Source organism: Bradyrhizobium sp. SZCCHNR1017 (assembly GCF_032381375.1).
Lineage (GTDB): Bacteria > Pseudomonadota > Alphaproteobacteria > Rhizobiales > Xanthobacteraceae > Bradyrhizobium.
This window is the reverse complement of sequence record NZ_JAUHIR010000003.1, coordinates 123,253-145,812: the sequence shown is the minus strand read 5'-3', so window position 1 is coordinate 145,812 and position 22,560 is coordinate 123,253. Positions and strand designations below refer to the sequence as shown.

Below are 22,560 nucleotides of genomic sequence, written 5' to 3'. Positions count from 1 at the left end.
GCGCGGCGATCGCGCCAGCCGTTCCTGTTGGGCGAAGTTCGGGCGGGTTTGATTGATGTCCACCAAGCGCTGCTACTACGAGACCCTGGAAGTCGAGCGCGACGCCGACGAGAGCAAGCTCAAGGCCGCCTTCCGCAAGCTGGCCATGAAGTGGCACCCGGACAAGAATCCGGGCGATGCCTCCAGCGAAGTGAAATTCAAGGAAATCAACGAGGCCTATGAGGTGCTGCGCGACGCCGACAAGCGCGCCGCCTACGACCGCTATGGCCACGCCGCCTTCGAGCAGGGCGGCATGGGCGGGGCGCACGGCTTCGGCGCCGGCTTCGCCTCCTCGTTCTCCGACATCTTCGAAGACCTGTTCGGCATGGCCGGGCAGCGCCGTGGCGGCACCGGACGCGAGCGCGGTGCCGATCTGCGCTACAACATGGAAATCACCTTGGAAGAGGCGTTCCAGGGCAAGACCGCGCAGATCGAAATTCCGGTCTCGGTGACCTGCGAATCCTGCTCCGGCACCGGCGCCAAGGCCGGCACCAAGCCGAAGACATGCGCGATGTGCGGCGGCGCCGGCCGCGTGCGACAGGCGCAGGGCTTCTTCACCCTGGAGCGGACCTGCCCCGGCTGTCACGGCCGCGGCCAGATGATCGAGGACCCCTGTCCGTCATGCTCCGGCTCCGGCCGCGTCACCCGTGACCGCACGCTGTCCGTCAACATTCCCCAGGGCGTCGAGGACGGCACCCGCATCCGTCTCGCCGGCGAGGGCGAGGCGGGCCTGCGCGGCGGGCCGCCGGGCGATCTCTACATCTTCCTGTCGTTGACGGCTCACGAGTTCTTCCAGCGCGACGGCGCCGACCTGCACTGCCGGGTGCCGATCTCGATGGTGACCGCGGCGCTCGGCGGCGAGTTCGAGGTGCCCACGATCGACAAGGGCAAGACCAAGGTGAAGATTCCCGCCGGTGCGCAGTCCGGGCGCCGGTTCCGGATCGCGGCCAAGGGCATGCCGGTGCTGCGCTCGCGCCAGACCGGCGACATGTATGTCCAGATCGTTGTCGAGACGCCGCAGAACCTGACCAAGAAGCAGCAGGAATTGCTGGCCGAGTTCGAGAAGCTGTCCTCGGGAGCGACCCAGCCCGAGGCCGCCGGCTTCTTCACCAAGGTCAAGGACTTCTTCGGCAAGGCGGCGAGCTGAGCCGTGAGTGCAGAACCGCGGGACCTGGTGCTTTCGCTGATTGGCATCGGAATGTCGATTTCGAGCGAATTTGCTGCTCCGCACATGCAAAAAATTATCGAATGCAACTGTAAGAGCGCGGACCCGCCAGCCTTAATCCTACGTTACGGTTCGGCTTGACCGCCCCGCCTGCGCCCTATACGTCTTTGTGACTCTTTTCTGACATCGCCGTGAAGACGGTCCCGTCTGGTACTGAGATGCCCCTGCAAACGTCCGTGCGTGCGTCGAAAAAGCCTCTCCGTCTGGACGACGAAGTGCGCTTCCTCCGCTCATGGATCGAAAAGCCGCTGCACATGGGCGCCGTCATGCCGTCGGGCCGACTGCTGGCCCGCACCATGGCGCAGTACGTCGATCCGCACGGGACAGGCCCCGTCATCGAGCTCGGACCGGGCACCGGCGCGATCACCAATGCGCTGGTCGAACATGGCGTCGATCAGAAGCGGCTGGTGCTGGTCGAGTACAATCCGGGCTTCTGCGCCCTGCTGCGCGACCGCTACCCGCAGGCCAAGGTGGTCCAGGGCGACGCCTATCGCCTTCGCGACACGCTCTGGAACGTGCTCGGCGCCCCGGCCTCGGCCGTCGTCTCCGGCCTGCCGCTCGTGACCAAGCCGATGCTGACCCGCATGAAGCTGATCCGCGATGCGTTCGCGGCGATGTCGCCGAATGCGCCGTTCGTGCAGTTCACCTACTCCGTCGTGCCGCCGATTCCGAAGTCGCTGCCCGGCGTTACCACGCAGGCCTCCGAGCGCATCTGGATGAATCTTCCGCCAGCGCGCGTCTGGGTGTATCGCAAGCCCTGACCGGCGGCCGCGATCCTTCGTGGCGGGTCGTTGACCGACCTCACGATGTCCGCGCTGAAGATGCTCATCATCCCCGGTTCGACGCGGGCCGGCTCGCACAACGCGAAGCTCGCCGCGGCCGCCGCCTATCAGTTCGTGCAGGCCGGCGCCGACATCACCCGCATCTCGCTCGCCGACTTTCCGCTGCCGATCTACGACGCCGACCTAGAGGCGCAATCGGGCATTCCACTTCACGCCGTGAATCTGACGCGCATGATCGGCGTCCATCATGCCGTGCTGCTGGTGACGCCGGAATACAACGCCTCGGTGCCGCCGCTGCTGACCAACGCCATCACCTGGATCTCGCGCGTCGACGAGCCGCCGGGCAGCCGCGGCGCGGTGTTCCGCAGCAGGCCGTTTGCGATCGCCGCCGCCTCCGAGAACCGCTTTGGCGGCGTGCGTGCGCTCTCGGCCTTGCGGCTGATGCTGACGGCCTGCAACGCGACGGTGATCCCGAGCCAGCTTGCGTTGGCCTTCGCAGACAAGGCCTACAACGACATGGACCGGCTCAAACTGCCCGCCGACATCACGGCGCTCGACGCGCTGGTGCGGGAGCTGATCGCAACAGCGCAACATACGATGTGAGGTGACATGCCGACCGAGATTGCTCCCCGCGACCGCCTGATCGTGGCGCTCGATCTGCCGAGCGTGGCGGAGGCCGAAGCCATGATCGCACGGCTCGGCGACGCCGTGACGTTCTACAAGATCGGCATGGAGCTGACCTATGCCGGCGGCCTCGGTCTCGCCGAACGGCTCGCGGCCGAGGGCAAGCACGTGTTCATGGACCTCAAGCTGCACGACATCCCGAACACCGTCGAGCGCGCCACCCGGCAGATCGCCAGGCTCGGCGCGCGCTTCCTCACCGTGCACGGCTTCTCCCAGAGCATGAAGGCGGCGCTCGCCGGCGCTGCCGGCTCCAGCCTCGAGCTGCTCGCCGTCACCGTCATGACCTCCTACGACGATGCTGACCTCTCCGCCGCCGGCTACGCCATGGGTGTCAAGGAACTCGTGGCGCACCGCGCCAGGCAGGCCAAGGAGATCGGCATCCACGGCCTGATCCTGTCGCCGGAGGAGACCCAGCTCATCCGCCCGCTGGTCGGCCCTGATATGCAGCTCGTGACCCCCGGGATCCGCCCGGCGGGATCGGACGTTGGCGACCAGAAGCGCATCATGACCCCGGCGCTGGCGATCGCCGGCGGCGCCGACCGCCTCGTCGTCGGCCGTCCCGTCACCGGCGCCGCCGATCCGGCGGCGGCCGCCGAGAGCATCGTCGCCGACATCGCCAGCGCCGTCGCGCTGGTCGGCAAGACCAACCGAGCTTGAGCAAGCGCGCCAGAGAGCAAGGAGACGACAGGGATGCCCAAGGCCTATTGGATCGCGCGGATCGACGTGCACAACATGGACGGCTACAAGGACTACGTCGCGCAGAACGGCGCCGTGTTCCACCAGTACGGCGCCAAATTCCTGGTCCGCGGCGGCCAGTACGAGACCAAGGAAGGCACCTCGCGCTCGCGCAACGTCGTGATCGAGTTCAAGGACTACGCGACCGCGCTGGCGTGCTACAATTCCCCTGAATACCAGCGGCTGGTGGCGATGCGCGCGCCGCATTCGCAAGGCGATCTGGTGATCATCGAGGGCTATGACGGCCCGCAGCCCTGATCGCCGCCCGCCCCGGCCACCGTCGACGTGGCCTCGCTCGGTTGCCGCCGCTATCAGCCCCGGCTATAGCCCTTGAAGGGGCAGAGGAGTTGACATGTCCAAGATGCGCTTGATCGTTGCCGGAGCCGGCGGCCGCATGGGCCGCGCCCTGGTGCGCGCGATCGCCGAGACCGACGGCGCCGTGCTGGCGGGCGCGCTCGAAGCCCCCGGCTCGGAGCTGATCGGCAAGGACTCCGGCGCCCTCGCCGGCCTGCCCGCCAACGGCATCAAGCTGTCGGGCGACCTCTGGAGCATGTCGGCCGAGGCCGACGGCATCCTCGATTTCACCGTCCCGGCCGCGACCATCGCCAATGTCGCCATCGCCGCCCAGCGCGGCATCGTCCACGTCGTCGGCACCACCGGCCTGTCCGCGTCGGACGACGCCGTCATCAGGAGCGTCACCAAGCGCGCCATCGTCGTGCAGTCCGGCAATATGAGCCTCGGCGTCAACCTGCTGGCGGCGCTGGTCAAGCAGGTGGCGAAGTCGCTCGATGCCGGCTTCGACATCGAGATCCTCGAGATGCACCACAAGCACAAGGTCGACGCGCCCTCGGGCACGGCGCTGATGCTCGGCCGGGCCGCCGCCGAGGGCCGCGGCATCGCGCTCGACGAGCATTCCGCGCGCGGCCGCGACGGCATCACCGGCGAGCGCCGCAGCGGCGACATCGGCTTCGCCTCGCTGCGCGGCGGCACGGCGGCGGGCGATCACAGCGTCATCTTCGCCGGACCCTCGGAGCGGCTGGTGCTGTCGCACCAGGCCGAGGACCGCATGATCTTCGCCCATGGCGCGCTGAAGGCGGCGCTGTGGGCCCATGGCAAGCCGCCGGGCTACTACACGATGGACGACGTGCTCGGCCTCAAGGACCTTTTCTAGTTCAACGTCGATGGAAGCGAACTGATGAGCGAACGTCTCCTGGTGCTGGTGCGCCACGGCCAGAGCGAGTGGAATCTGAAGAACCTGTTCACCGGCTGGAAGGATCCGGACCTGACCGAGCAGGGCGTGGCCGAGGCCAAGGAGGCCGGGCGCAAGCTGAAGGCGCAGGGACTGGTCTTCGACGTCGCCTTCACCTCGGTGCTGACGCGCGCCCAGCACACGCTCGACCTGATCCTGACCGAGCTCGGCCAGACCGGCCTGCCGACAGCCAAGAACCTCGCGCTCAACGAGCGCGACTATGGTGACCTCTCGGGCCTCAACAAGGACGACGCCCGCGCCAGATGGGGCGAGGAGCAGGTCCACATCTGGCGCCGCTCCTACGACGTCCCGCCGCCCGGCGGCGAGAGCCTCAAGGACACGCTCGCCCGCGCGCTGCCCTACTACGTCCAAGAAATTCTTCCCGGCGTCCTCCGCGGCCAGCGCACCCTGGTCGCCGCCCACGGCAACTCGCTGCGCGCCCTGATCATGGTGCTGGAAAAGCTGACGCCCGAAGGCATCCTGAAGCGCGAGCTGGCGACTGGCGTGCCGATCATCTATCGCCTGAACGCGGACTCGACGGTGGAGTCCAAGCTGGACCTGGCGGGCTAGGACCGTCGCAAGATTCCACTTCTCATGGGTGATCGCATCCCCATGAGTTGAAGCCCAGCCCCCGCCGTATCGACGCTGCGCTCCCTCTGCCCGTTCTCAAGGGCAGAGAATTGAGAGCAGCCGAGGTGAGCCCCGCTGTCACCCTCCCCTGGAGGGGAGGGTCGGCTCAGATGCGCGGAGCGCATGTGTGCCGGGGTGGGATGATCTCTCCACTTGCACCGGTTTCCGCGGCTCACCCCACCCCGCTCGCCCGCTTCGCGCGCGATCGACCCTCCCCCTCCAGGGGAGGGTGAGACTGAGATCGCGGCGCCTGCCGTCGGCATCATCGAAAGTTGGCGACGTTCGCGCAGCGCAGCCGCCACGATCTGCCATGCGATGGATTCCGGGCTCGTGTTGCGCACGCCCCGGAATGACGGCGGAGAGAGTGGCGCCTGACTGGAATTCGTGTCGTATGAAAAGCTGCGTAGTTTTACAGTCGTCATGCCCCGCGCAGGCGGGGCATCCAGCACGCCGTGACGGTCGCGAGACTCGAGACGTCGGTGCTTACTGGATCGTCAGCGTTCGCGGACGATGACAGCGAGAGTAGCAGCGGCCTCGCCGCTCTACCCCATCCCCACCTGCCCCGCTTCCCACCCAAGCATCGCCTGCTTGCGCGTGAGCCCCCAATGATAGCCCGTCAGCGCGCCGGTCTTGCCGAGCGCGCGATGGCAGGGCACGACGAACGAGATCGGGTTCTTGCCGACCGCCGCGCCCACCGCGCGCGAGGCTTTCGGCGACTCCAGCCGGGTCGCGATGTCCGAGTAGCAGACGGCGCGGCCCATGGGGATCTTGAGCAGGGTCTCCCAGACGCGGACCTCGAAGTCGGTGCCGATCAGGACGACGCGCAAGGGCTGGTCGGGCCGCCACAGGGTCTTGTCGAAGATGCGCTGGGCGAGGCCGGCGGTGCCGGGGACGTCTTCGATATAGGTGGCGCGGGGCCAGCGGCTCTTCATGTCGGCGAGCGCGCCAGCCTCCTCGCCGGGGTCGGCGAAGGCGAGGCCGGCGAGGCCACGCGGGGTGGCCATCACCAGCGCGATGCCGAACGGGCAGGGGTGGAAGCCGTAACGAAGCGTGGTGCCGGCGCCGCCGGTCTTCCATTCGCCGGGCGACATCGCTTCATGGGTGACGAACAGATCGTGCAGCCGGCCGGGGCCTGAAAGCCCCGAGTCGAGCGCGGCGTCGAGCACGCTGGCTGAGCTCTTCAGCAGGCCCTTGGCGTGATCGAGCGTCAGTGCCTGCATGAACGCCTTCGGCGTCAGCCCGGCCCAGCGCCGGAACAGATGGTGCAACTCGTCGGGCGTGAGTTGCTGGCGGCGTCGGCCATGTCCTCGATGGTCGGCTGCCGGCGCCAGTGCTCGGAGATGAACGCGATCGCGCGGCGCACCGCATCGTAGTCGCGCAGCGCGGCCGATTGTTGCGGGCCCGGCTTGGCCAGGGCGGAATCGTGAATGGCGAGGGTCATCATGATCCGGATGTAGGGCGGCCGGGGCGCGGACTCCACCCGATTTCCGATCGGGAGGCTAGGGGCGTTGCGATCGGCTTCGGCTTGAAACAGGAGTTTCCCGGCTTGCTCCGTCATTCCGGGGCATCGCGCAGCGATGAGCCCGGAATCCATAACCACGAGAAGACGTGTGAGGCGAGATGCCCACTACCCGCGTGCCCCACACAAGGTCCTGTGGGTATGGGTTCCGGGCTCGCGCTGCGCGCGCCCCGGAACGACGCCGGAGGGTGTTAGCGGCGCTTTCGCCTGGGTAGAGCTGCCCGCAGTCAGTGCCCTTGGACGCGCTACAGCGGGTTGTACACCGGCCCGCGCTTCGCGGCCTGCAGCCCGGCCGTGAGGGCCTTCGCAAAACTGGCTTTCTCCTCCGGGCCCAAAAAGCTCGCGATGGCGACGCGCTGGCCGCGCGCCACCAGGTAGAGGCGCTCGATACCGAACTCCTCGTGGGTCTCCTGGTCGAGCCGCACCCAGAGCGGGTTGAAGCGCCATTCCATGACGTGGCCCTTGTGGCTGACGCGGCGCAGGCGCAGCTCGGTCAGGGTGATCGAGACGTCCTCATAGGCGTTGGCGCGGCGGAAGTTGACCTTGAAGGCCCAGTAGATCGCGAGCGCATCCAGGCCGAAGAAGCCGAGCACCGGCCAGGCGCCCATCAAGAGCGAGGCGATGCCGCCGATGAAGCTGATGGCGCAGACCACGACCATCAGCACCAGAAAGCCGGTGCGGTTGAGCGAGCGATGCGGCGTCAGCCGGGCCGAAAACAGCTCGGGATCAGCGGCGTCAGTGCCGGTCTCCTGATACGCAAAAGCATTGCCTGGCGTCATGGGGCCTCAGTATACCCGGATCATGGCCAAAATCACCCGCCCCCAACGCGCCAAGCCGGCGCCGGTTCGCAGCCCCTTGAAGAAGGCCGCTCCCAAGGCCGCTCCCAAGTCAGCCCTCAAGGCCGCCTCGAAACGGGCCGCCAAGAAGGCTCCGACGGCCAAGCTGAAGAGCCCTGCCCGGCCGGTCAAGACAGCGTTGAAGGCGGCCAGGCCCTGGACGCCGGCCGAGATCCGCGAGGCCTTCAGCCGCTTCGCTCAGGCCAATCCCGAGCCGAAGGGCGAGCTCGAGCACCTCAACCCCTACACCTTGCTGGTGGCCGTGGTGCTGTCGGCGCAGGCGACCGACGCCGGCGTCAACAAGGCGACGCGGCCGCTGTTCGCCGTCGCCGACACGCCGCAGAAGATGATCGCGCTCGGCGAGGACAAGCTCCGCGACTACATCAAGACCGTCGGCCTCTACCGCACCAAGGCCAGGAACGTGATCGCGCTGTCGCAGAAGCTGATCAGCGAATTCGGCGGCGAGGTGCCGCGCACGCGCGCCGAGCTCGAGTCGCTGCCCGGTGCCGGCCGCAAGACCGCGAACGTCGTGCTCAACATGGCGTTCGGCGAGCACACGATGGCGGTCGACACCCACGTGTTTCGCGTCGGCAACCGCACCGGGCTGGCACCCGGCAAGACGCCGCTCGAGGTCGAGCTCGGGCTGGAGAAGGCGATCCCGGCCGAGTTCATGCTGCATGCCCATCACTGGCTGATCCTGCACGGCCGCTACACGTGCCTGGCGCGCAAGCCGCGCTGCGAGCTGTGCCTGATCAAGGACCTCTGCCGCTGGCCGGAGAAGACCGCCTGATACGTTGTGTGTGACGAACGGTTTCGCCTGAGAACGCGTTTGACAGTCACTATTGTGTCACGGCGCGACGCCGTCTCACCATGGCCGGGCCACATCGCCGCCCGCATTGGACATAAGATGACACCCGTAATCCGGGGCGATGTGAGTGGCGCGTGACGATTCCCGCGTTCTCGGACCTTTCTGCGCCGGGACGTTGAAGGATCAGCCGCATGGACAACACTGCCGCACTCGTGTCGCTCGCGACCTCGGTGCCACCGCATCAGTTTCGCCAGAACGAAGTGATGGAGGCCGCCCGCGTGGTGCTGGCGCCGCGCTTTCCGCAGTTCGACACGATGGCGAGCCTGTTCGCCAACACCGGCATCCGCCAGCGCTACGGCGTCAAGCCGATCGAATGGTACATGGAGCGGCGCGGCTGGCCGGAGCGCACCGAAGCCTATCTCGAAGGCGCCGAGGCGCTGTTCGTCGACGCGGCGAACAAGGCGCTCGCGCAGGCCGATCTCAACGCCGCCGACATCGACACCATCGTCACCGTGAGCTCGACCGGCATCGCGACGCCGACCCTGGAAGCGCGCGTCGCCGGCCGCCTGGGTTTTCGCGCGGACGTGTCGCGCGTGCCGGTGTTCGGGCTCGGCTGCGCCGGCGGCGTCTCGGGCCTGTCGATCGCCGCGCGCCTGGCGCAGGCCCGGCCCGGCACCAACGTGCTGCTGGTGACCTTCGAACTGTGCACACTGGCTGTCCGCCATGATGAGTTGACGAAGGCCAACATCGTCGCGCTGAGCCTGTTCGGCGATGGCGCGGCGGCCGCGATCCTGCGCGCCGGCGATGGCGGCGCTATCCGCGTCGAGGCGACCGGCGAGAAGCTGTGGCCCGATACGCTCGACATCATGGGCTGGAGCGTCGATCCCGAAGGTTTTGGCGTGATCTTCCAGCGCACCATTCCGGACTTCGTCACCGAGAACATGGGCCCCGCGGTCAACGAGATCCTGGACCGGATGAAGCTCGCGCCTGCCGACGTCGACCGCTTCGTCTGCCATCCCGGCGGCGCCAAGGTGATCACGGCGCTGGAGCGCGCCCTGTCGCTGGATCAGGGCACGCTGGATCATGAGCGCGAGATCATCGCCGACTACGGCAACATGTCCGCGCCGACGGTGCTGTTCGTGCTGGAGCGCGCCCGAGCGCGGGGCTTGCCGCCGCGCTCGGTGCTGACTGCGCTCGGACCTGGGTTCACCGCAAGCTGCGTTTCATTGAGGCACGCCGCATGACCTTCGCCGCCTTCGTCCTCGCCCTCGTCACCATGCAGCGGCTCGGCGAGCTCGTGCTCGCCCGCCACAACACCAAGCGCCTGCGTGCCATGGGCGCGGTCGAGGTCGGGGCGGATCATTATCCGCTGATGATCTCGATGCATGCGGCCTGGCTGGTATCGCTGTGGCTGCTCGGCGCCGACCAGGAGGTCGACCCGTGGCTCTTGAGCGGCTTCGTGCTGCTGCAGGGGCTGCGCTGGTGGGTGCTGGCGACGCTCGGTCCGCGCTGGACGACGCGCATCATCATCCTGCCGGGGGCGCCCCTCGTCACCGATGGTCCCTATCGTTACATCTCGCATCCGAACTATCTGGTGGTCGCAGCCGAGATCGCGCTGCTGCCGCTGGCGCTGCATCTGCCACTGATCGCCCTGATCTTCTCCGGCCTGAATGCGGCGGTGCTGTTCATCCGCATCCGCGCCGAATCGGAAGCACTCACCGGCATCGGCGGCGGCCAGACCGCATGAGCGCATCGGCCGAGCCGCAGGATCGTCCGAGCCTCGCCACCTGGCTCGGCTTCATCCTGATGTGCGTCGGCATGTTCATGGCGATCCTGGACATCCAGGTGGTGGCGACGTCGCTGCCGACCATCCAGGAGGCGCTCGGCATCACGCCGGAGGCGATGAGCTGGATCCAGACGGCGTATCTGATCGCCGAGATCATCGCCATTCCGCTGACCGGGTTGCTCACGCGCGTGTTCACGTTGCGCTGGCTGTTCGTCGGCGCCGTCGGCATCTTCACCGCCGCCTCGCTCGGTTGCGCGTTCAGCGGCGATTTTCACACGCTGCTGGCGTTCCGCGTGCTGCAGGGCTTCTTCGGTGGTCTCTTGATTCCCGTGGTGTTCTCCGCCGTGTTCCTGCTGTTTCCACCGCGCCTGCACGCGGTCGCGACGACGATCGGCGGCGTGGTCGCGGTGCTCGCGCCGACCATCGGCCCGGTCGTCGGCGGCTTCATCACCAACACCTGGTCGTGGCCCTGGCTGTTCCTGATCAACATCGCGCCCGGCCTCGTCGCCGCGCTGGCGACGCCCGGCCTGCTGCCGAAGCAGCGCATGGACCTCGCGGAGCTCGACAAGCTCGACCTGTTTGCGCTGCTGCTGCTCGCAGTGTCCCTGGCCAGCCTCGAGCTCGGGCTGAAGGAGGCGCCGAAGGGCGGCTGGCTGTCGTCGAACTGCATCGCGTTCCTGGTGCTGAGCGCGTCGTGCCTTACCTTGCTCGTCCAGCGCCTGCTGACCTCACCGCATCCGATCCTGCGGCTTGGCAGCTTTCAGCGGCGGACGTTCACGCTCGGCTGCCTGTCGAGCTTCTGTCTCGGCATCGGGCTGTTCGGCTCGGTCTATCTGATGCCGGTGTTCCTCGCTTTCGTGCGCGGTCACGATGCGTTCGAGATCGGCAAGATCATGCTGGTCACCGGCGTGGCGCAACTGATCGCCGCTCCGCTGGTGACGGCGCTGGACGGCAAGGTCGACGCGCGTCTCCTGACGGCGTTCGGTTTCGTGCTGTTCGGCTCCGGTCTGGCCGCGAGCGCGTTCCAGCCGCCGGCCGCAGACTATCAGGAGATGTTCTGGCCGCAGGTGGTGCGCGGCGTCGGCATCATGTTCTGCCTGCTGCCGCCGACGCGGATCGCGCTCGGCGACCTGCCGCAGGCCGAGGTCGCCGATGCCAGCGGGCTGTTCAACCTGATGCGTAATCTCGGCGGCGCCATCGGCATCGCGCTGATCGACACCATCCTCTATGGCCGCGTCGCCATGCATGCCCAGGCGTTTCGCGACCGCCTGCTGGCCGGCGATACCGCGGCAGCCAAGGCGATCGGGCTCGCGCCGGAGCTGCTGCGCAACCGGCCGCGCGGCATCTCGGAGGAGCAGGCGATCGCCTATGTCCGGCCGCTGGTGGAGAAGGCCTCGCTGGCGCTGTGCGTCAACGAGGCCTGGTCGCTGCTCGCTGGTGTCGCGCTGCTCGGCTTCCTGCTGATCCCCTTCGCCCGCAGCAAGGCGACGAGCCTGTCGCCGCGGATGATGGCGCTAGAGGCTGCGCAGCCGGCGCTCCGGCGACGGCTCGATCAGCTCGGGCCGCGGTCCGGATAGGCGCTTGTGCAGGTGGACCATGAACGCCATGCCGAATAGCGGCGTCGCCAGGTTCACGATCGGGATGGTGACGAAGGCCGCGATGATCAGCCCCGCGGTGAACACCGTGATCGCATTGTCGCGCCGCATCGCCTTGGCCTCCGCCGGCGGCCGGAAGCGCATCGCGGCGAGCTCGAAATATTCGCGGCCGAGCAACCACGCGGTGGCGAGGAAGAAGATCACGAAGCCGGCGCCGGCGAGGAACACGAAGGGCAGGGCGACCAGATAGACCAGGATGGTGAGGCCGGCGGCCTTGAGGCCCTCGAGAATGGCGACGCCGAACGGCAGCGCGACGCCGGGGCGCTCGGCCGGATAATGCTCGCGCTCGACGAGGTCGGCGACGTCGTCGACGAACAGGCTCGCGATCACCGAGGTGATCGCCGGCATCAGCATGATGCCGCCGAACACCACGCCGAAGCCGGCGGCGATCGAGATGATCCAGGTCAGCACCTCGAGCGTGCCGTGCGAGTTCGGCCCGAGCATGGCCTCGGCCCAGCCCTCGCCGGCAGTCGCGAGCCAGGTCAGGAGCCGCTGCAGCCCGATCGCGAGCACCGTGACCAGCACCAGCGCCAGCCCGATGGAGCGCCACAGGATCGAGCGCATCGGCGGCGACAGAATTTGCGAAATCGCCTTGATGGCGGCGTCGATCATGGCGGGGTCCCTCGCTGCAAAGCCCGCGGCAGAGGTAGACATGCCGGCGGGCTTCGGCAAGTCCGCCGGCATCGTATCAAAGATCGGTCGCCCGCAGCCGCAGCGCGTTGCCGACCACGCTGACCGACGACAGCGACATCGCCGCGGCTGCGATGATCGGCGACAGCAGGATGCCGAACACGGGGTAGAGGATGCCGGCGGCGATCGGGATGCCGGCGGCGTTGTAGATGAACGCGAAGAACAGGTTCTGGCGGATGTTGCGCATCGTCGCCGCCGACAGTTTTCGCGCCCGCGCGATACCGCCGAGGTCGCCCTGCAGCAGCGTGATGCCGGCGCTCTCCATCGCCACGTCGGTGCCGGTGCCCATGGCGATGCCGACGTCGGCCGCGGCGAGCGCCGGCGCATCGTTGACGCCGTCGCCGGCCATCGCGACGATCTTGCCGCTGGCGCGCAGACGCGCGACCACCGCGCTCTTCTGCTCGGGCAGCACCTCGGCCTCGACCTCGGTGATGCCGATCTTGCGCGCGACCGCGGTGGCGGTGCTGCGGTTGTCGCCGGTCAGCATGATCACCTTGATGCCGTCGGCCGCGAGTGCCTTCAGCGCCTCCGGCGTCGACGCCTTGACCGGATCGGCGACCGCAAACAGCGCTGCCGGCTTGCCGTCGACGGCCATCGTGATCACGGTGGCGCCCTCTTCGCGCAGCCGCTTGCTCTCGACGCCGAGCGTATCGGTGATGATGCCGAGCGAGGCGAGATAGGTCGCATTGCCGAGCACGATGGCCTTGCCATCGACCTCGCCGCGCGCGCCCTTGCCGGTCGGCGCGTCGAAGTTCTTGACGTCGGCGAGCTTGATGTTGCGCTCCGCGGCATGCCGGACGATGGCCTCGGCCAGCGGATGCTCGCTGGCGCGCTCGACGCTGGCGGCCAGCCGCAGCGCGTCGGCCTCGTCGAAGCCCTGAGCGGTGACGATCGCCGTCACCTTCGGCTTGCCCTCGGTCAGGGTGCCGGTCTTGTCGACGACCAGCGTATCGACCTTCTCCATCCGCTCCAGCGCCTCGGCGCTCTTGATCAGCACGCCGGCCTGGGCGCCGCGACCGACCCCGACCATGATCGACATCGGCGTCGCAAGACCGAGCGCGCAGGGACAGGCGATGATCAGCACGCTCACCGCGGCGACGAGGCCGAAGGCGAAGCGCGGCTCGGGACCGAACGCGTACCACGCGACGAAGGCGGCAATGGCAGCAGCGATCACCATCGGCACGAACCAGCCCGCGACCTGGTCGGCGAGGCGCTGGATCGGCGCGCGCGAGCGCTGCGCATCGGCGACCATCTGCACGATCTGCGACAGCAGCGTCTCGCGGCCGACCTTGTCGGCGCGCATCACGAAGCTGCCGGTCTGGTTCAAGGTGCCGGCGATGACGCGCTCGCCCTCGTCCTTGGTCACCGGCATCGACTCGCCGGTGACGAGCGATTCGTCGAGCGACGAGCGGCCTTCGAGAATGATGCCGTCGACCGGCACCTTCTCGCCCGGGCGCACACGCAGGCGATCGCCGACCGCGAGCTCGGCGATCTCCACCTCATGATCGTTGCCGTCGGTGTCGAGCCGCCGCGCCGTCTTCGGCGCCAGCTGCAACAGCGCCTTGATCGCTCCCGACGTTGCCTCGCGCGCGCGCAGCTCCAGCACCTGGCCGAGCAGGACGAGAATGGTGATGACCGAGGCCGCCTCGAAATACACCGCCACCGCGCCGCCATGGCCGCGGAACGCCGGCGGAAACGCCTGCGGCGCGACAGTCGCGATCACGCTGTAGACATAGGCGACGCCCGTGCCCATTGCGATCAAGGTGAACATGTTGAGATTGCGGGTCTGGACCGACTGCCAGCCGCGCACGAAGAACGGCCAGCCGGCCCACAGCACCACCGGTGTCGCCAGCACGAGCTGGATCCAATTCGACAGCATCGGATCGACAAAGCCATGGCCGCCGACGAGGTGGCCGCCCATCTCGAGCACGACGACGGGAGCGGCGAGCAAGGTGCCGATCCAGAATCGCCTGCTCATGTCGGCGAGTTCGGGATTGGGCGCATCGTCGAGGCTGATGACGTCGGGCTCCAGCGCCATGCCGCAGATCGGGCAGGTGCCCGGGCCTTCCTGACGGATCTCGGGATGCATCGGGCAGGTGTAGATCGTGCCTGCCGGCATCTTCGGCGGCGGCTCGCGTTCGCCGAGATATTTGTCCGGCTCGGCCGCGAACTTGGTGCGGCAGCCGGCCGAGCAGAAATGGAAGGTGTGACCCGCGTGTTCAAAGCGATGCTTCGAGGTCGCGGGATCGACACTCATGCCGCAGACGGGATCGATGACCTTTGCCGTCTCGCCATGCTGATGCGCGTGATGATCGTGGCCGCCGCAGCACGACCCCGTGGCTGCCGGTGAAACGGCGGCTGCGAGATACTTGGCCGGATCGGCGGCGAACTTGGCGCGGCAGCCGGCGGAGCAGAAATGGAAGGTCTGTCCCTGATGCTCGAAGCGATGCTTCGAGGTCACGGGATCGACCGACATGCCGCAGACCGGATCCGTTGCCTTCGCTGGTTCAGGCGCGGCGTGGTCCGAGCCGCCGCCCGAAGCGCTGGCAGGCGCCGCGCCGGCACGATCGCTGCAACAACTGTCCGCGGATGCCTGTTCGTGTCCGGTTTCCACCGCGCGCGCGCGCGATCCACAGCCGCATCCGCCCTCGCCGCCCGCCGCGACGCCATGCTCGTGTCTGGTTTCCGACATCGCTCAGCCTCTTGAAACCTATACCCTGTAGGGGTATATAGGCTCCATGCGCGAGGACATCAAGACATCCTGTCAGAAACGTTTGAGTCGGATCGAAGGGCAGGTCAGGGGCCTGTCGAAAATGGTCGAGGACAACCGCTACTGCATCGACATCGTCACCCAGATCTCCGCTGTGCGGGCGGCGTTGCGCCGGGTCGAGGAGGAGATTCTGCGCGACCACGTCGCGCATTGCGTCGAGCATGCCATCGCATCCGGCGACAAGGCCGATCAACGGCAGAAGATCGCGGAGTTGATGGATGTGATCGGCCGGTCGGATCGCTGAGGTCAGCCCAGCTCAGACCGCCACCTTGTTGCGGCGGCGTGCGGTCGGACGTGGCGCGACGTTTCGTACCGGCTCGGCGACGAGAAAATGCTCGTTGACCACGAGCCGTTCGCCGAGCTTCGCAACTATTTCCTCAGCCGCAGCCTGCTGCGTCGCCTCTTCGTCAGCCGTCTCAGGAACGAGCGGCGGCGCTGTGATGGCTCCTGGAAACACGGCGAACTCGCCCGCTACCTCCGCGAGCGGCTTCTGCTTGTCGGCCCAATGCAGGGTCGTGTAGTCGAATCCATTGACGATGGTCGGCTTGACGATCTCGAAATAGGGCGAGATGTCGAAGTCGCGCGGCATGTAGAGCGAGGAATCACGGATGTGCAGGATCTCGCGCTTGGCGCGCCGCGATGGCGCCCGCGTGATCTTGGGCAGGATCGGGTAGCGCACCGCATCGAAGGCCTGCGCGATCAGCGCCGAGCAGATCATCTTGGTCGGATCACCCGAGCCCAGCGCGATCATGCGCCGCCGCCAGCGTTGCGGAATCGGCATCGGGATCAGATAGCGCATCAGGTCGATGATGTTCTTGGTGTCGTAGCCGAAGCCGATGCGATTGATGGCGTAGCGGCACACCGTGTGCCGGTCCTCATAGGTCAGGCCGACCGGACGGCACACACGGGTGTGATAGGCGAAATATTTCGACAGCGGCGCCGAGATCACGCCGTCGCCGACATAGGCCTCGACCAGCACGTGCGGCTCGCCGTCGGGCTCGACGGCGCCGTCGATCGGTCCGACATAGAGCGCGGCGTGCGACCAGGTCGACTGCGTGAGGTATTTGATGATGCCGGAGATGCGGCTGTTGCCCTCGACGAGCAGCACGTCGCCGGGCTGGACGTCCTTGCGCAGATAGTCCGGATCGCTCGGCGTGAACGGCTCATAGCCGGGGATCTCCTTCTGGAGATAGGCGGCAATCAGCTTGCCGATCTGATCAAGCACGATACCCATAACGCTCCCCGGGCGACCTTGGCCGGTCGCCGGTTTTTTCCCTTCTTCCATGATGGTCGATTGCGGTTGCAATTTGGTTCATAGTGGACGCGTTCTGCACGGTATCACGTTTACCATCCCGGTTGCCGCAGCGCGGCAGATGCGGCAAATTCGGCGGATATTCGTTTGGTTCAAAGCTTTCGGAAACCATGTCATGAATGTCACGCGCCGCGGCTTCCTCTCCGCTTCCGCGGCGCTGGCCGTGCTGCCCATCGCCGGCCGCGCCGCGCAGGCGGCTGTTCCACGAGAGGCTGACATTGTCGTGATCGGGGCGGGTGCGGCGGGAATCGCCGCGGCCCGCCGCATCGTCGCGGCCAATCGCAAGGTCGTGGTGCTGGAGGCCGCGCCACAGCTCGGCGGCCGTTGCCGCACGGATGCAGCCACCTTCGGCGTGCCGTTCGATCGCGGCGCCCGCTGGCTGCTCAACGCCGACGGCAATCCCATCAGCAGGCTCGCGCGCGGTCTCGGACTCGATCTCGTCGCGGCTCCCGTCGGGCAGAAGATCCGCGTCGGCCGGCGCAACGCGCGGCCCGGCGAGACCGAGCAGTTCCTGGCGGGGCTGGTGCGCGCCAATCGCGCCATCGACGAGGCGGCGCGCGGCAAGCTCGATACCTCCTGCGCCGCGGCGCTGCCGAAAGATCTGGGCGACTGGACCAGCACCACCGCATTCGTGCTCGGCGCCAGCGCGACCGGGAAGGATCTCGCCGATCTCTCCGCGATGGACAAGGCGCGTGCGCAGGACCGCAGCGCGCCGCTGGCCTGCCGCCAGGGGCTGGGCACGTTCATCGCCAGGCTCGGCGAATCGTTGCCGTTGTCGCTGTCGACTCCAGCAACGCGCGTCGTGTGGGCCAACCGCGACGTCGCGGTGGAAACGCCGGCGGGGCGAATCGCGGCGCGCGCCGTCATCCTCACGGTGTCGACCAACGTGCTGACATCAGGCGCCATCAAGTTCGCGCCCGAGCTGCCCAAGCGGCAGCTCGACGCCGCCGCGAAGCTCAGCCTCGGCAGCTATGATCACATCGCGCTGATGCTGGCGGGCAATCCGCTCGGCCTGTCGCGGGACGAGGTCATCATCGAGCAGAGCAATTCCAGTCGCACAGGTCTGCTGCTTGCCAATATCGGCGGATCGTCGCTTTGTACCGTCGATGTTGCCGGCGCCTTCGGCCGCGAACTATCAGCGCAGGGCGAGGCGGCGATGGTCGACTTCGCCAGGGAGTGGATCGGCAAGCTGTTTGGAAGTGAGGCCGCCGCAGCGGTGAAGTCGTCCGCAGCGACGCGCTGGAACCTGGCGCCGGGCGTGCTCGGCGCGATGTCGGCGGCCACGCCCGGCAGCCAGGGCGCCCGCAAAATATTGGGCGAGCCCTTGGGTCCGCTGTTTCTTGCGGGAGAGGCCACGCACGAAACGCTGTGGGGCACGGTCGACGGCGCCTGGGACTCCGGCGAGCGCGCCGCGGAAGCCGCGCTGCGCAGGATCGGCGCGATCAAGGACGCTGAGCCGGAGCCGAGCAGTGAGCGGCAACGACCGCGCCGTCGCGGCAAGGTGCGCTCGGCATCGCCGGAGGATTGACGGTCGATCCGCAAGCTCATCAGCAAGAGGGTGGGCACGGCGCAACTGCGATCTCAAGCGTTGAAATGGCACGGCTGCGCCTTTGCCCACCCTACGGCTGATGCAGGCGAGCTGCCGATTGAAGCACGCCCAGCCTTGGCTACACCGGCAGCTTCAATTCCATCAGGTCTTTCGCGACCACGATGCGGCCCGTGTAGTTCTTCTTCACGTCCCGCGTCCAGTCCTCGTCCGTCACTTCGGGATCATCACCGGGCACGAAGTGGCTGAGCACCAGCACCTTCACGCCTGCAGCCGCGGCGATGCGTCCGACGTCTTCCGTGGTCGTGTGACTGTCGAGCAGGTGCTTCTTCAGCGTCGAGCCGTTCTTCGTCTTGGCGACCAGCCGATCCACCGCGGGCACATAGAGGCATTCATGCACGAGCACGTCGGCGCCCTTGGCAAACTCTGCAAGCTTCGGGTTATAGGCCGTGTCGCTCGAGAACACGATCGTGCCGTCGGGCGTCTCGAACTTGTACGCGAAGTTGTCGGTGATCGGCGGATGTGGCGTGCGGAACGCGGTCACCGTCACGTCCGCCGTCTTCAGCACGACGCCGTCCGCGTCGATATCCTTCGCGACCAGGAGTGGCCGCGGATCTGGCCGGCCTTCGTCCGCGATGCGGGTGTCGACGTCGAACTTGTTGGTTTCCCAGAAGCTCCTGGTCATCGCCTCCAGGCCCTTCGGTCCGAACGACTGGATCGGCGTCGACAATCCTGCGGCCCAGGCGTTGTAGAACAGATTGCCGTATTCGAGATTGTGATCGGAATGGTGATGGCTGATCAGGATGTACTTGACCGAAGGGATCGGAACGCCCGCATTGACGAGCTGACGGCTGACGCCCGTGCCGCAATCGATCACGAACGGCGTGCCGTTGACGACGACGAGATTGGCCGGATTCGAAGCGCCGACGCCGACGCGCGGGCCGCCCTTGGTGCCGAGGAAGACCATCCGCGTGCCGGTCTTCGTGCCTTGCGCGAACGCCGCGGGCGCCGCGATGGCGCCGGCCGCTCCCAGCGCAAGCTTGAGCATTGTTCGCCGATGGATCACGGCGGCCTCCCTGTCTGCTTCGTTGCAGGAAGGCTAACCCCGCCCGAGCACGCCGTCGAGGGCCGGCAGGCCGGCGATCACGGCGATTGCGATCAGCGCATAGCAGATGGCGCGGAACACCTGCTCGCTGGCGCGGCCGAACAGCGACGCGCCGAACGCGACGCCGAGCGCGTAGACCGGCCCGATCAGCAGCGAAAGCTTCAGCGAATCCCAGGTGATCAGCCCGCTCATTGCGTAGCTCACCATCGCGAAGAAGTCCGATGCGCCGAAAAACAGCACGATGTTCGCCCGTGCGATCTTTGGCGGGATCGGGCGTCCCAGCCAGTAGCCGACGATCGGCGGGCCCCCGGTCTGCGCCAGTCCGCTGCAGAATCCGGAGATGCAGCCGACGGCGACCGACAGCGCGGTGTACTCCCTGCCGCGATAGCGCCAGCCGGACAGCAGCAGCGCAAGCAGCCCGATCACGAAGCCCGTGATGATCCAGCGGACGGTGACCGGGTCGAGCCGGCTGAGGAAATAGGTGCCCACGGGCACGCCGACCAACGCACCCGCGACGATCACCGCCGTGGACTTGCGGTCGGCCTCGCGCCAGGCCGGCGCCACCATCGGGGCCATCGAGACGAAATCGATCACCAGCAGCAGCGGCGCGACCAGACGGGGCGTCGCAAAGCTGCTCGCGAGCGGCATGAAGATCAGCGCTGCGCCGAAGCCGGAGAAGCCGCGCGCGGTTGCGGCAATGAAGGCGACGATCGCCAGCGCGATCGTCGCGAACAGGCTGAGATCGGCAGGGATGAGCCCGGAGAGGCTCATCCGCGCAACGTGCCGCCGGTCTTCTTGCCGACGTCTGCGGTGATCTTTGCCGCGACGGCGTCGATCTCCTCGTCGGTCATGGTCTTGTCGCGTGGCTGCAGGGTCACGGCGATCGCGATCGACTTCTTGCCGTCCTCGATGCCCTTGCCCTCGTAGACGTCGAACACGGTGACATCGGTGATCAGCTTCTTGTCGACGCCCTGCGCGGCGCGGACGATGTCGCCGGCCTTGACCTTGCGGTCGACGATGAAGGCGAAGTCGCGCGACACGGGCTGGAATGCGGACAGCTCCAGCACCGGCTTGGCGCGCGTCGGCTTCGCCTTGGCGGCCGGAATGCGATCCAGGATCACCTCGAAGGCGACGAGCGGCCCGTCGGCTTTCAGCGCCTCCAGCGTGCGCGGATGCAGCTCGCCGAAATGGCCGAGCACGTTCTGCGGTCCCATCTGGATCGTGCCGGAGCGTCCCGGATGCATCCAGGTGGGGCCGCCGGCGACGATCTGCAGCGACGCCATCGGCGCGCCGGCCGCCGCCAGCACGGCGAGTGCATCGGCCTTCGCGTCGTAAGCGCTCGCCGCCTGCGATCCCGTCCAATGTCGGCCGAGACCCTTCGCCGACGCGACGCCACGGCGGATGCCGCTTGCCGCCATGAGCTGGTCCGCGGGGCCATCGCCCTTGAAGATCTGCCCGACCTCGAAGATCGCGGCATCGCCGAAGCCACGATCGGCGTTGGCCTGCACGGTTGCGATCAGTCCCGGCAGCAGGCTCGGCCGCATGTCGGAGAGATCGGCGGCAATCGGGTTCGCAAGCGCGAGCTCGGCCTTGCCGCCGCCGAACAGCTCGGCCGCCGCCTTGGAGATGAACGACCAGGTCACGGCCTCGACCATGCCGCGCGCCGCCAGCGCGCGCTTGGCGCGCCGCGTGCGCAATTGCAGCGGCGTCAGCACCGGCTTGCGCGGGGCGTCGCCGCGCTCGAACGGCGTCATCGGCACCTTGTCGACGCCGACGATGCGCACGACTTCCTCGACGATATCGGCCTTGCCGTGCACGTCGCTGCGCCAGGACGGCACCGCGACCTTCACGACGGGGCCGTTGCCGGCGACCACGAAGCCGAGATGCGTCAGGATCCGCCGCATCTCGGTCAGCGGCACCTCGATGCCCGCCAGCCGCTTCACCTCGGTCAACGGGAAGTCGACGATGCGGTCATCGCCGAACGGATTGCCGACGACGACAGTCTCCGATGGCGTGCCGCCGCACAGGTCGAGCACGAGCTTGGTCGCCATCTCCAGGCCCGGCACCATGAAGGCCGGATCGACGCCGCGCTCGAAACGGTAGCGCGCGTCGGAATTGATGCCGAGCTTGCGGCCGGTCTGGGCGATGTTGATCTCGTTCCACAGCGCCGATTCGATCAGCACGTCGGTGGTGCCTTCATCGCAGCCCGAAGCCTCGCCGCCCATGATGCCGGCGAGCGATTCGACGCCGGAATCGTCGGCGATGACGCACATCGAATGGTCGAGCGTGTAGGTACGGCCGTCGAGCGCGAGCAGGGTCTCGCCGTCACGCGCGCGGCGGACGACCAGATTGCCCTTCACCTTCTTGGCGTCGAACACGTGCAGCGGACGCGCGCGGTCGAAGGTCATGTAGTTGGTGATGTCGACCAGCGCGTTGATCGGGCGTAGGCCGATCGATGTGAGGCGCTGCTGCAGCCACTTCGGCGACGGGCCGTTCTTGACGCCGCGCACGAGTCGCAGCGCGAAGCCGGGACATAGCTTCTCGTCTTCGACCTTGACCTTCACGGGGCAAGGGAATTCGCCTCTGATCGGCTTGATGCCGGGATCTTTCAGCTTGCCCATGTCGGCGGCGGCGAGGTCGCGGGCGATGCCGTGCACGCCGGTGCAGTCCTGGCGGTTCGGCGTCAGGTTGATCTCGAATTGGGGATCGCCGAGCCCGGCCCATTCGGCGTAGGGGGTGCCGATCGGCGCATCCGCCGGCAGCTCCATGATGCCGTCGTGATCGTCGGAGATCTGCAGCTCGGCCGCCGAGCACAGCATGCCGCGGCTCTCGACGCCGCGGATCGTGCCGACCGACAGCGTGATGTTCTTGCCGGGGATGTAGGTGCCCGGCGGCGAGAACACCGACACCAGTCCCGCGCGCGCATTCGGCGCGCCGCACACCACCTGCACCGGCGCGCCACCGTCGCCGGTGTCAACCATGCAGACGCGCAGCCGGTCGGCGTTCGGGTGCTGCTCGGCGGAGACGACGCGCGCGATTTTGTACGGCGCGAGCAGCTTCGCCTTGTCCTCGAGATGCTCGACCTCGAGGCCGATCATCGTGAGCTTGTTGGCGAGCGTCTCGACCGACTCGTCGGTGTCGAGATGGTCCTTCAGCCAGGACAGCGTGAATTTCATGGCTCTTTCCGCT

The 22,560-nt window shown here is 67.5% G+C and carries 21 protein-coding genes and 1 pseudogene; 14 read left to right on the top strand and 8 right to left on the bottom strand.

Going from position 1 to position 22,560, the window contains the following annotated elements; all coding sequences use genetic code 11:
* Positions 1 to 55: 55 nt before the first annotated feature.
* The 7 genes from dnaJ to QW863_RS09565 all read left to right on the top strand — a co-directional run bounded on the left by dnaJ (position 56) and on the right by QW863_RS09565 (position 5,284).
* Entirely contained in the window at positions 56 to 1,186 is a 1,131-nt protein-coding gene (gene dnaJ, locus QW863_RS09595) for a molecular chaperone DnaJ (RefSeq protein ID WP_315716828.1), read from the top strand.
* A 236-nt stretch (positions 1,187 to 1,422) separates the two neighbouring features.
* The gene (locus QW863_RS09590; protein WP_315716829.1) at positions 1,423 to 2,025 is read left to right on the top strand and encodes a class I SAM-dependent methyltransferase; all 603 of its coding nucleotides are present in this window, start codon (positions 1,423 to 1,425) and stop codon (positions 2,023 to 2,025) included.
* Between the two features lie 45 nt (positions 2,026 to 2,070).
* The gene (locus QW863_RS09585) at positions 2,071 to 2,649 is read left to right on the top strand and encodes an NAD(P)H-dependent oxidoreductase (RefSeq protein ID WP_315716830.1); all 579 of its coding nucleotides are present in this window, start codon (positions 2,071 to 2,073) and stop codon (positions 2,647 to 2,649) included.
* A 6-nt stretch (positions 2,650 to 2,655) separates the two neighbouring features.
* Positions 2,656 to 3,387: an orotidine-5'-phosphate decarboxylase gene (gene pyrF, locus QW863_RS09580; protein WP_315716831.1), complete on the top strand. Its 732-nt coding sequence runs from the start codon at positions 2,656 to 2,658 to the stop codon at positions 3,385 to 3,387.
* Positions 3,388 to 3,420: 33 nt separating this feature from the next.
* Positions 3,421 to 3,723, top strand: a complete 303-nt coding sequence (locus tag QW863_RS09575; protein WP_315716832.1) for a DUF1330 domain-containing protein — start codon at positions 3,421 to 3,423, stop codon at positions 3,721 to 3,723.
* A 94-nt stretch (positions 3,724 to 3,817) separates the two neighbouring features.
* Positions 3,818 to 4,636, top strand: a complete 819-nt coding sequence (gene dapB, locus QW863_RS09570; RefSeq protein ID WP_315716833.1) for a 4-hydroxy-tetrahydrodipicolinate reductase — start codon at positions 3,818 to 3,820, stop codon at positions 4,634 to 4,636.
* A 24-nt stretch (positions 4,637 to 4,660) separates the two neighbouring features.
* Positions 4,661 to 5,284 (top strand): 2,3-bisphosphoglycerate-dependent phosphoglycerate mutase, encoded by a 624-nt coding sequence (locus QW863_RS09565; protein ID WP_315716834.1) that lies wholly within the window; start codon positions 4,661 to 4,663, stop codon positions 5,282 to 5,284.
* A 602-nt stretch (positions 5,285 to 5,886) separates the two neighbouring features.
* On the opposite strand, the pseudogene QW863_RS09560 reads toward QW863_RS09565, so the two are convergent.
* A pseudogene (locus QW863_RS09560) lies at positions 5,887 to 6,788 on the bottom strand (bifunctional helix-turn-helix domain-containing protein/methylated-DNA--[protein]-cysteine S-methyltransferase).
* 320 nt (positions 6,789 to 7,108) lie between these two features.
* Positions 7,109 to 7,642, bottom strand: a complete 534-nt coding sequence (locus QW863_RS09555; RefSeq protein WP_315716835.1) for a DUF2244 domain-containing protein — start codon at positions 7,640 to 7,642, stop codon at positions 7,109 to 7,111.
* A 22-nt stretch (positions 7,643 to 7,664) separates the two neighbouring features.
* Here QW863_RS09555 and nth point away from each other — a divergent pair, with 22 nt between their 5' ends.
* The 4 genes from nth (at position 7,665) to QW863_RS09535 (ending at position 11,870) form a co-directional block, all read left to right on the top strand.
* Positions 7,665 to 8,489 (top strand): endonuclease III, encoded by an 825-nt coding sequence (gene nth / locus QW863_RS09550; protein ID WP_315716836.1) that lies wholly within the window; start codon positions 7,665 to 7,667, stop codon positions 8,487 to 8,489.
* Positions 8,490 to 8,698: 209 nt separating this feature from the next.
* The gene (locus QW863_RS09545) at positions 8,699 to 9,751 is read left to right on the top strand and encodes a type III polyketide synthase (protein WP_315716837.1); all 1,053 of its coding nucleotides are present in this window, start codon (positions 8,699 to 8,701) and stop codon (positions 9,749 to 9,751) included.
* Complete coding sequence (locus tag QW863_RS09540; protein ID WP_315716838.1) at positions 9,748 to 10,254, top strand: isoprenylcysteine carboxyl methyltransferase family protein; 507 nt, start codon at positions 9,748 to 9,750, stop codon at positions 10,252 to 10,254. Before QW863_RS09545 ends, QW863_RS09540 begins: the two co-directional genes overlap by 4 nt.
* Positions 10,251 to 11,870, top strand: coding sequence for a DHA2 family efflux MFS transporter permease subunit (locus QW863_RS09535; RefSeq protein ID WP_315716839.1), 1,620 nt, complete (start codon positions 10,251 to 10,253; stop codon positions 11,868 to 11,870). Before QW863_RS09540 ends, QW863_RS09535 begins: the two co-directional genes overlap by 4 nt.
* Here QW863_RS09535 and QW863_RS09530 read toward each other — a convergent pair.
* Entirely contained in the window at positions 11,808 to 12,560 is a 753-nt protein-coding gene (locus tag QW863_RS09530) for a sulfate transporter family protein (RefSeq protein WP_315716840.1), read from the bottom strand. The genes QW863_RS09535 and QW863_RS09530 overlap by 63 nt on opposite strands.
* 76 nt (positions 12,561 to 12,636) lie before the next feature.
* On the bottom strand, positions 12,637 to 15,114 hold the full coding sequence (locus tag QW863_RS09525) for a heavy metal translocating P-type ATPase (protein ID WP_315716841.1): 2,478 nt from the start codon (positions 15,112 to 15,114) through the stop codon (positions 12,637 to 12,639).
* Here QW863_RS09525 and QW863_RS09520 point away from each other — a divergent pair.
* Entirely contained in the window at positions 15,113 to 15,361 is a 249-nt protein-coding gene (locus tag QW863_RS09520; protein WP_315716842.1) for a hypothetical protein, read from the top strand. The genes QW863_RS09525 and QW863_RS09520 overlap by 2 nt on opposite strands.
* Positions 15,362 to 15,376: 15 nt before the next feature.
* The gene (locus QW863_RS09515) at positions 15,377 to 15,652 is read left to right on the top strand and encodes a metal-sensitive transcriptional regulator (RefSeq protein ID WP_315716843.1); all 276 of its coding nucleotides are present in this window, start codon (positions 15,377 to 15,379) and stop codon (positions 15,650 to 15,652) included.
* A gap of 12 nt (positions 15,653 to 15,664) precedes the next feature.
* Here the strand turns inward: QW863_RS09515 and QW863_RS09510 are convergent, their stop codons facing one another.
* On the bottom strand, positions 15,665 to 16,642 hold the full coding sequence (locus QW863_RS09510) for a YiiX/YebB-like N1pC/P60 family cysteine hydrolase (protein WP_315716844.1): 978 nt from the start codon (positions 16,640 to 16,642) through the stop codon (positions 15,665 to 15,667).
* A gap of 193 nt (positions 16,643 to 16,835) precedes the next feature.
* On the opposite strand from QW863_RS09510, the gene QW863_RS09505 reads away from it, so the two are divergent.
* Positions 16,836 to 18,248: a flavin monoamine oxidase family protein gene (locus tag QW863_RS09505; protein WP_315716846.1), complete on the top strand. Its 1,413-nt coding sequence runs from the start codon at positions 16,836 to 16,838 to the stop codon at positions 18,246 to 18,248.
* A gap of 139 nt (positions 18,249 to 18,387) precedes the next feature.
* Here QW863_RS09505 and QW863_RS09500 read toward each other — a convergent pair whose 3' ends face one another.
* From QW863_RS09500 to pheT, 3 genes are read right to left on the bottom strand one after another with little or no spacing between them, the layout of a single operon-like run.
* Complete coding sequence (locus tag QW863_RS09500) at positions 18,388 to 19,332, bottom strand: MBL fold metallo-hydrolase (protein ID WP_315716847.1); 945 nt, start codon at positions 19,330 to 19,332, stop codon at positions 18,388 to 18,390.
* Between the two features lie 33 nt (positions 19,333 to 19,365).
* Positions 19,366 to 20,142, bottom strand: coding sequence for a sulfite exporter TauE/SafE family protein (locus tag QW863_RS09495; protein WP_315716848.1), 777 nt, complete (start codon positions 20,140 to 20,142; stop codon positions 19,366 to 19,368).
* A complete protein-coding gene (gene pheT / locus QW863_RS09490; RefSeq protein WP_315716849.1) occupies positions 20,139 to 22,547 on the bottom strand; it encodes a phenylalanine--tRNA ligase subunit beta in 2,409 nt (802 codons plus the stop codon). The genes QW863_RS09495 and pheT overlap by 4 nt, the downstream gene beginning before the upstream one ends.
* Positions 22,548 to 22,560: the final 13 nt, after the last annotated feature.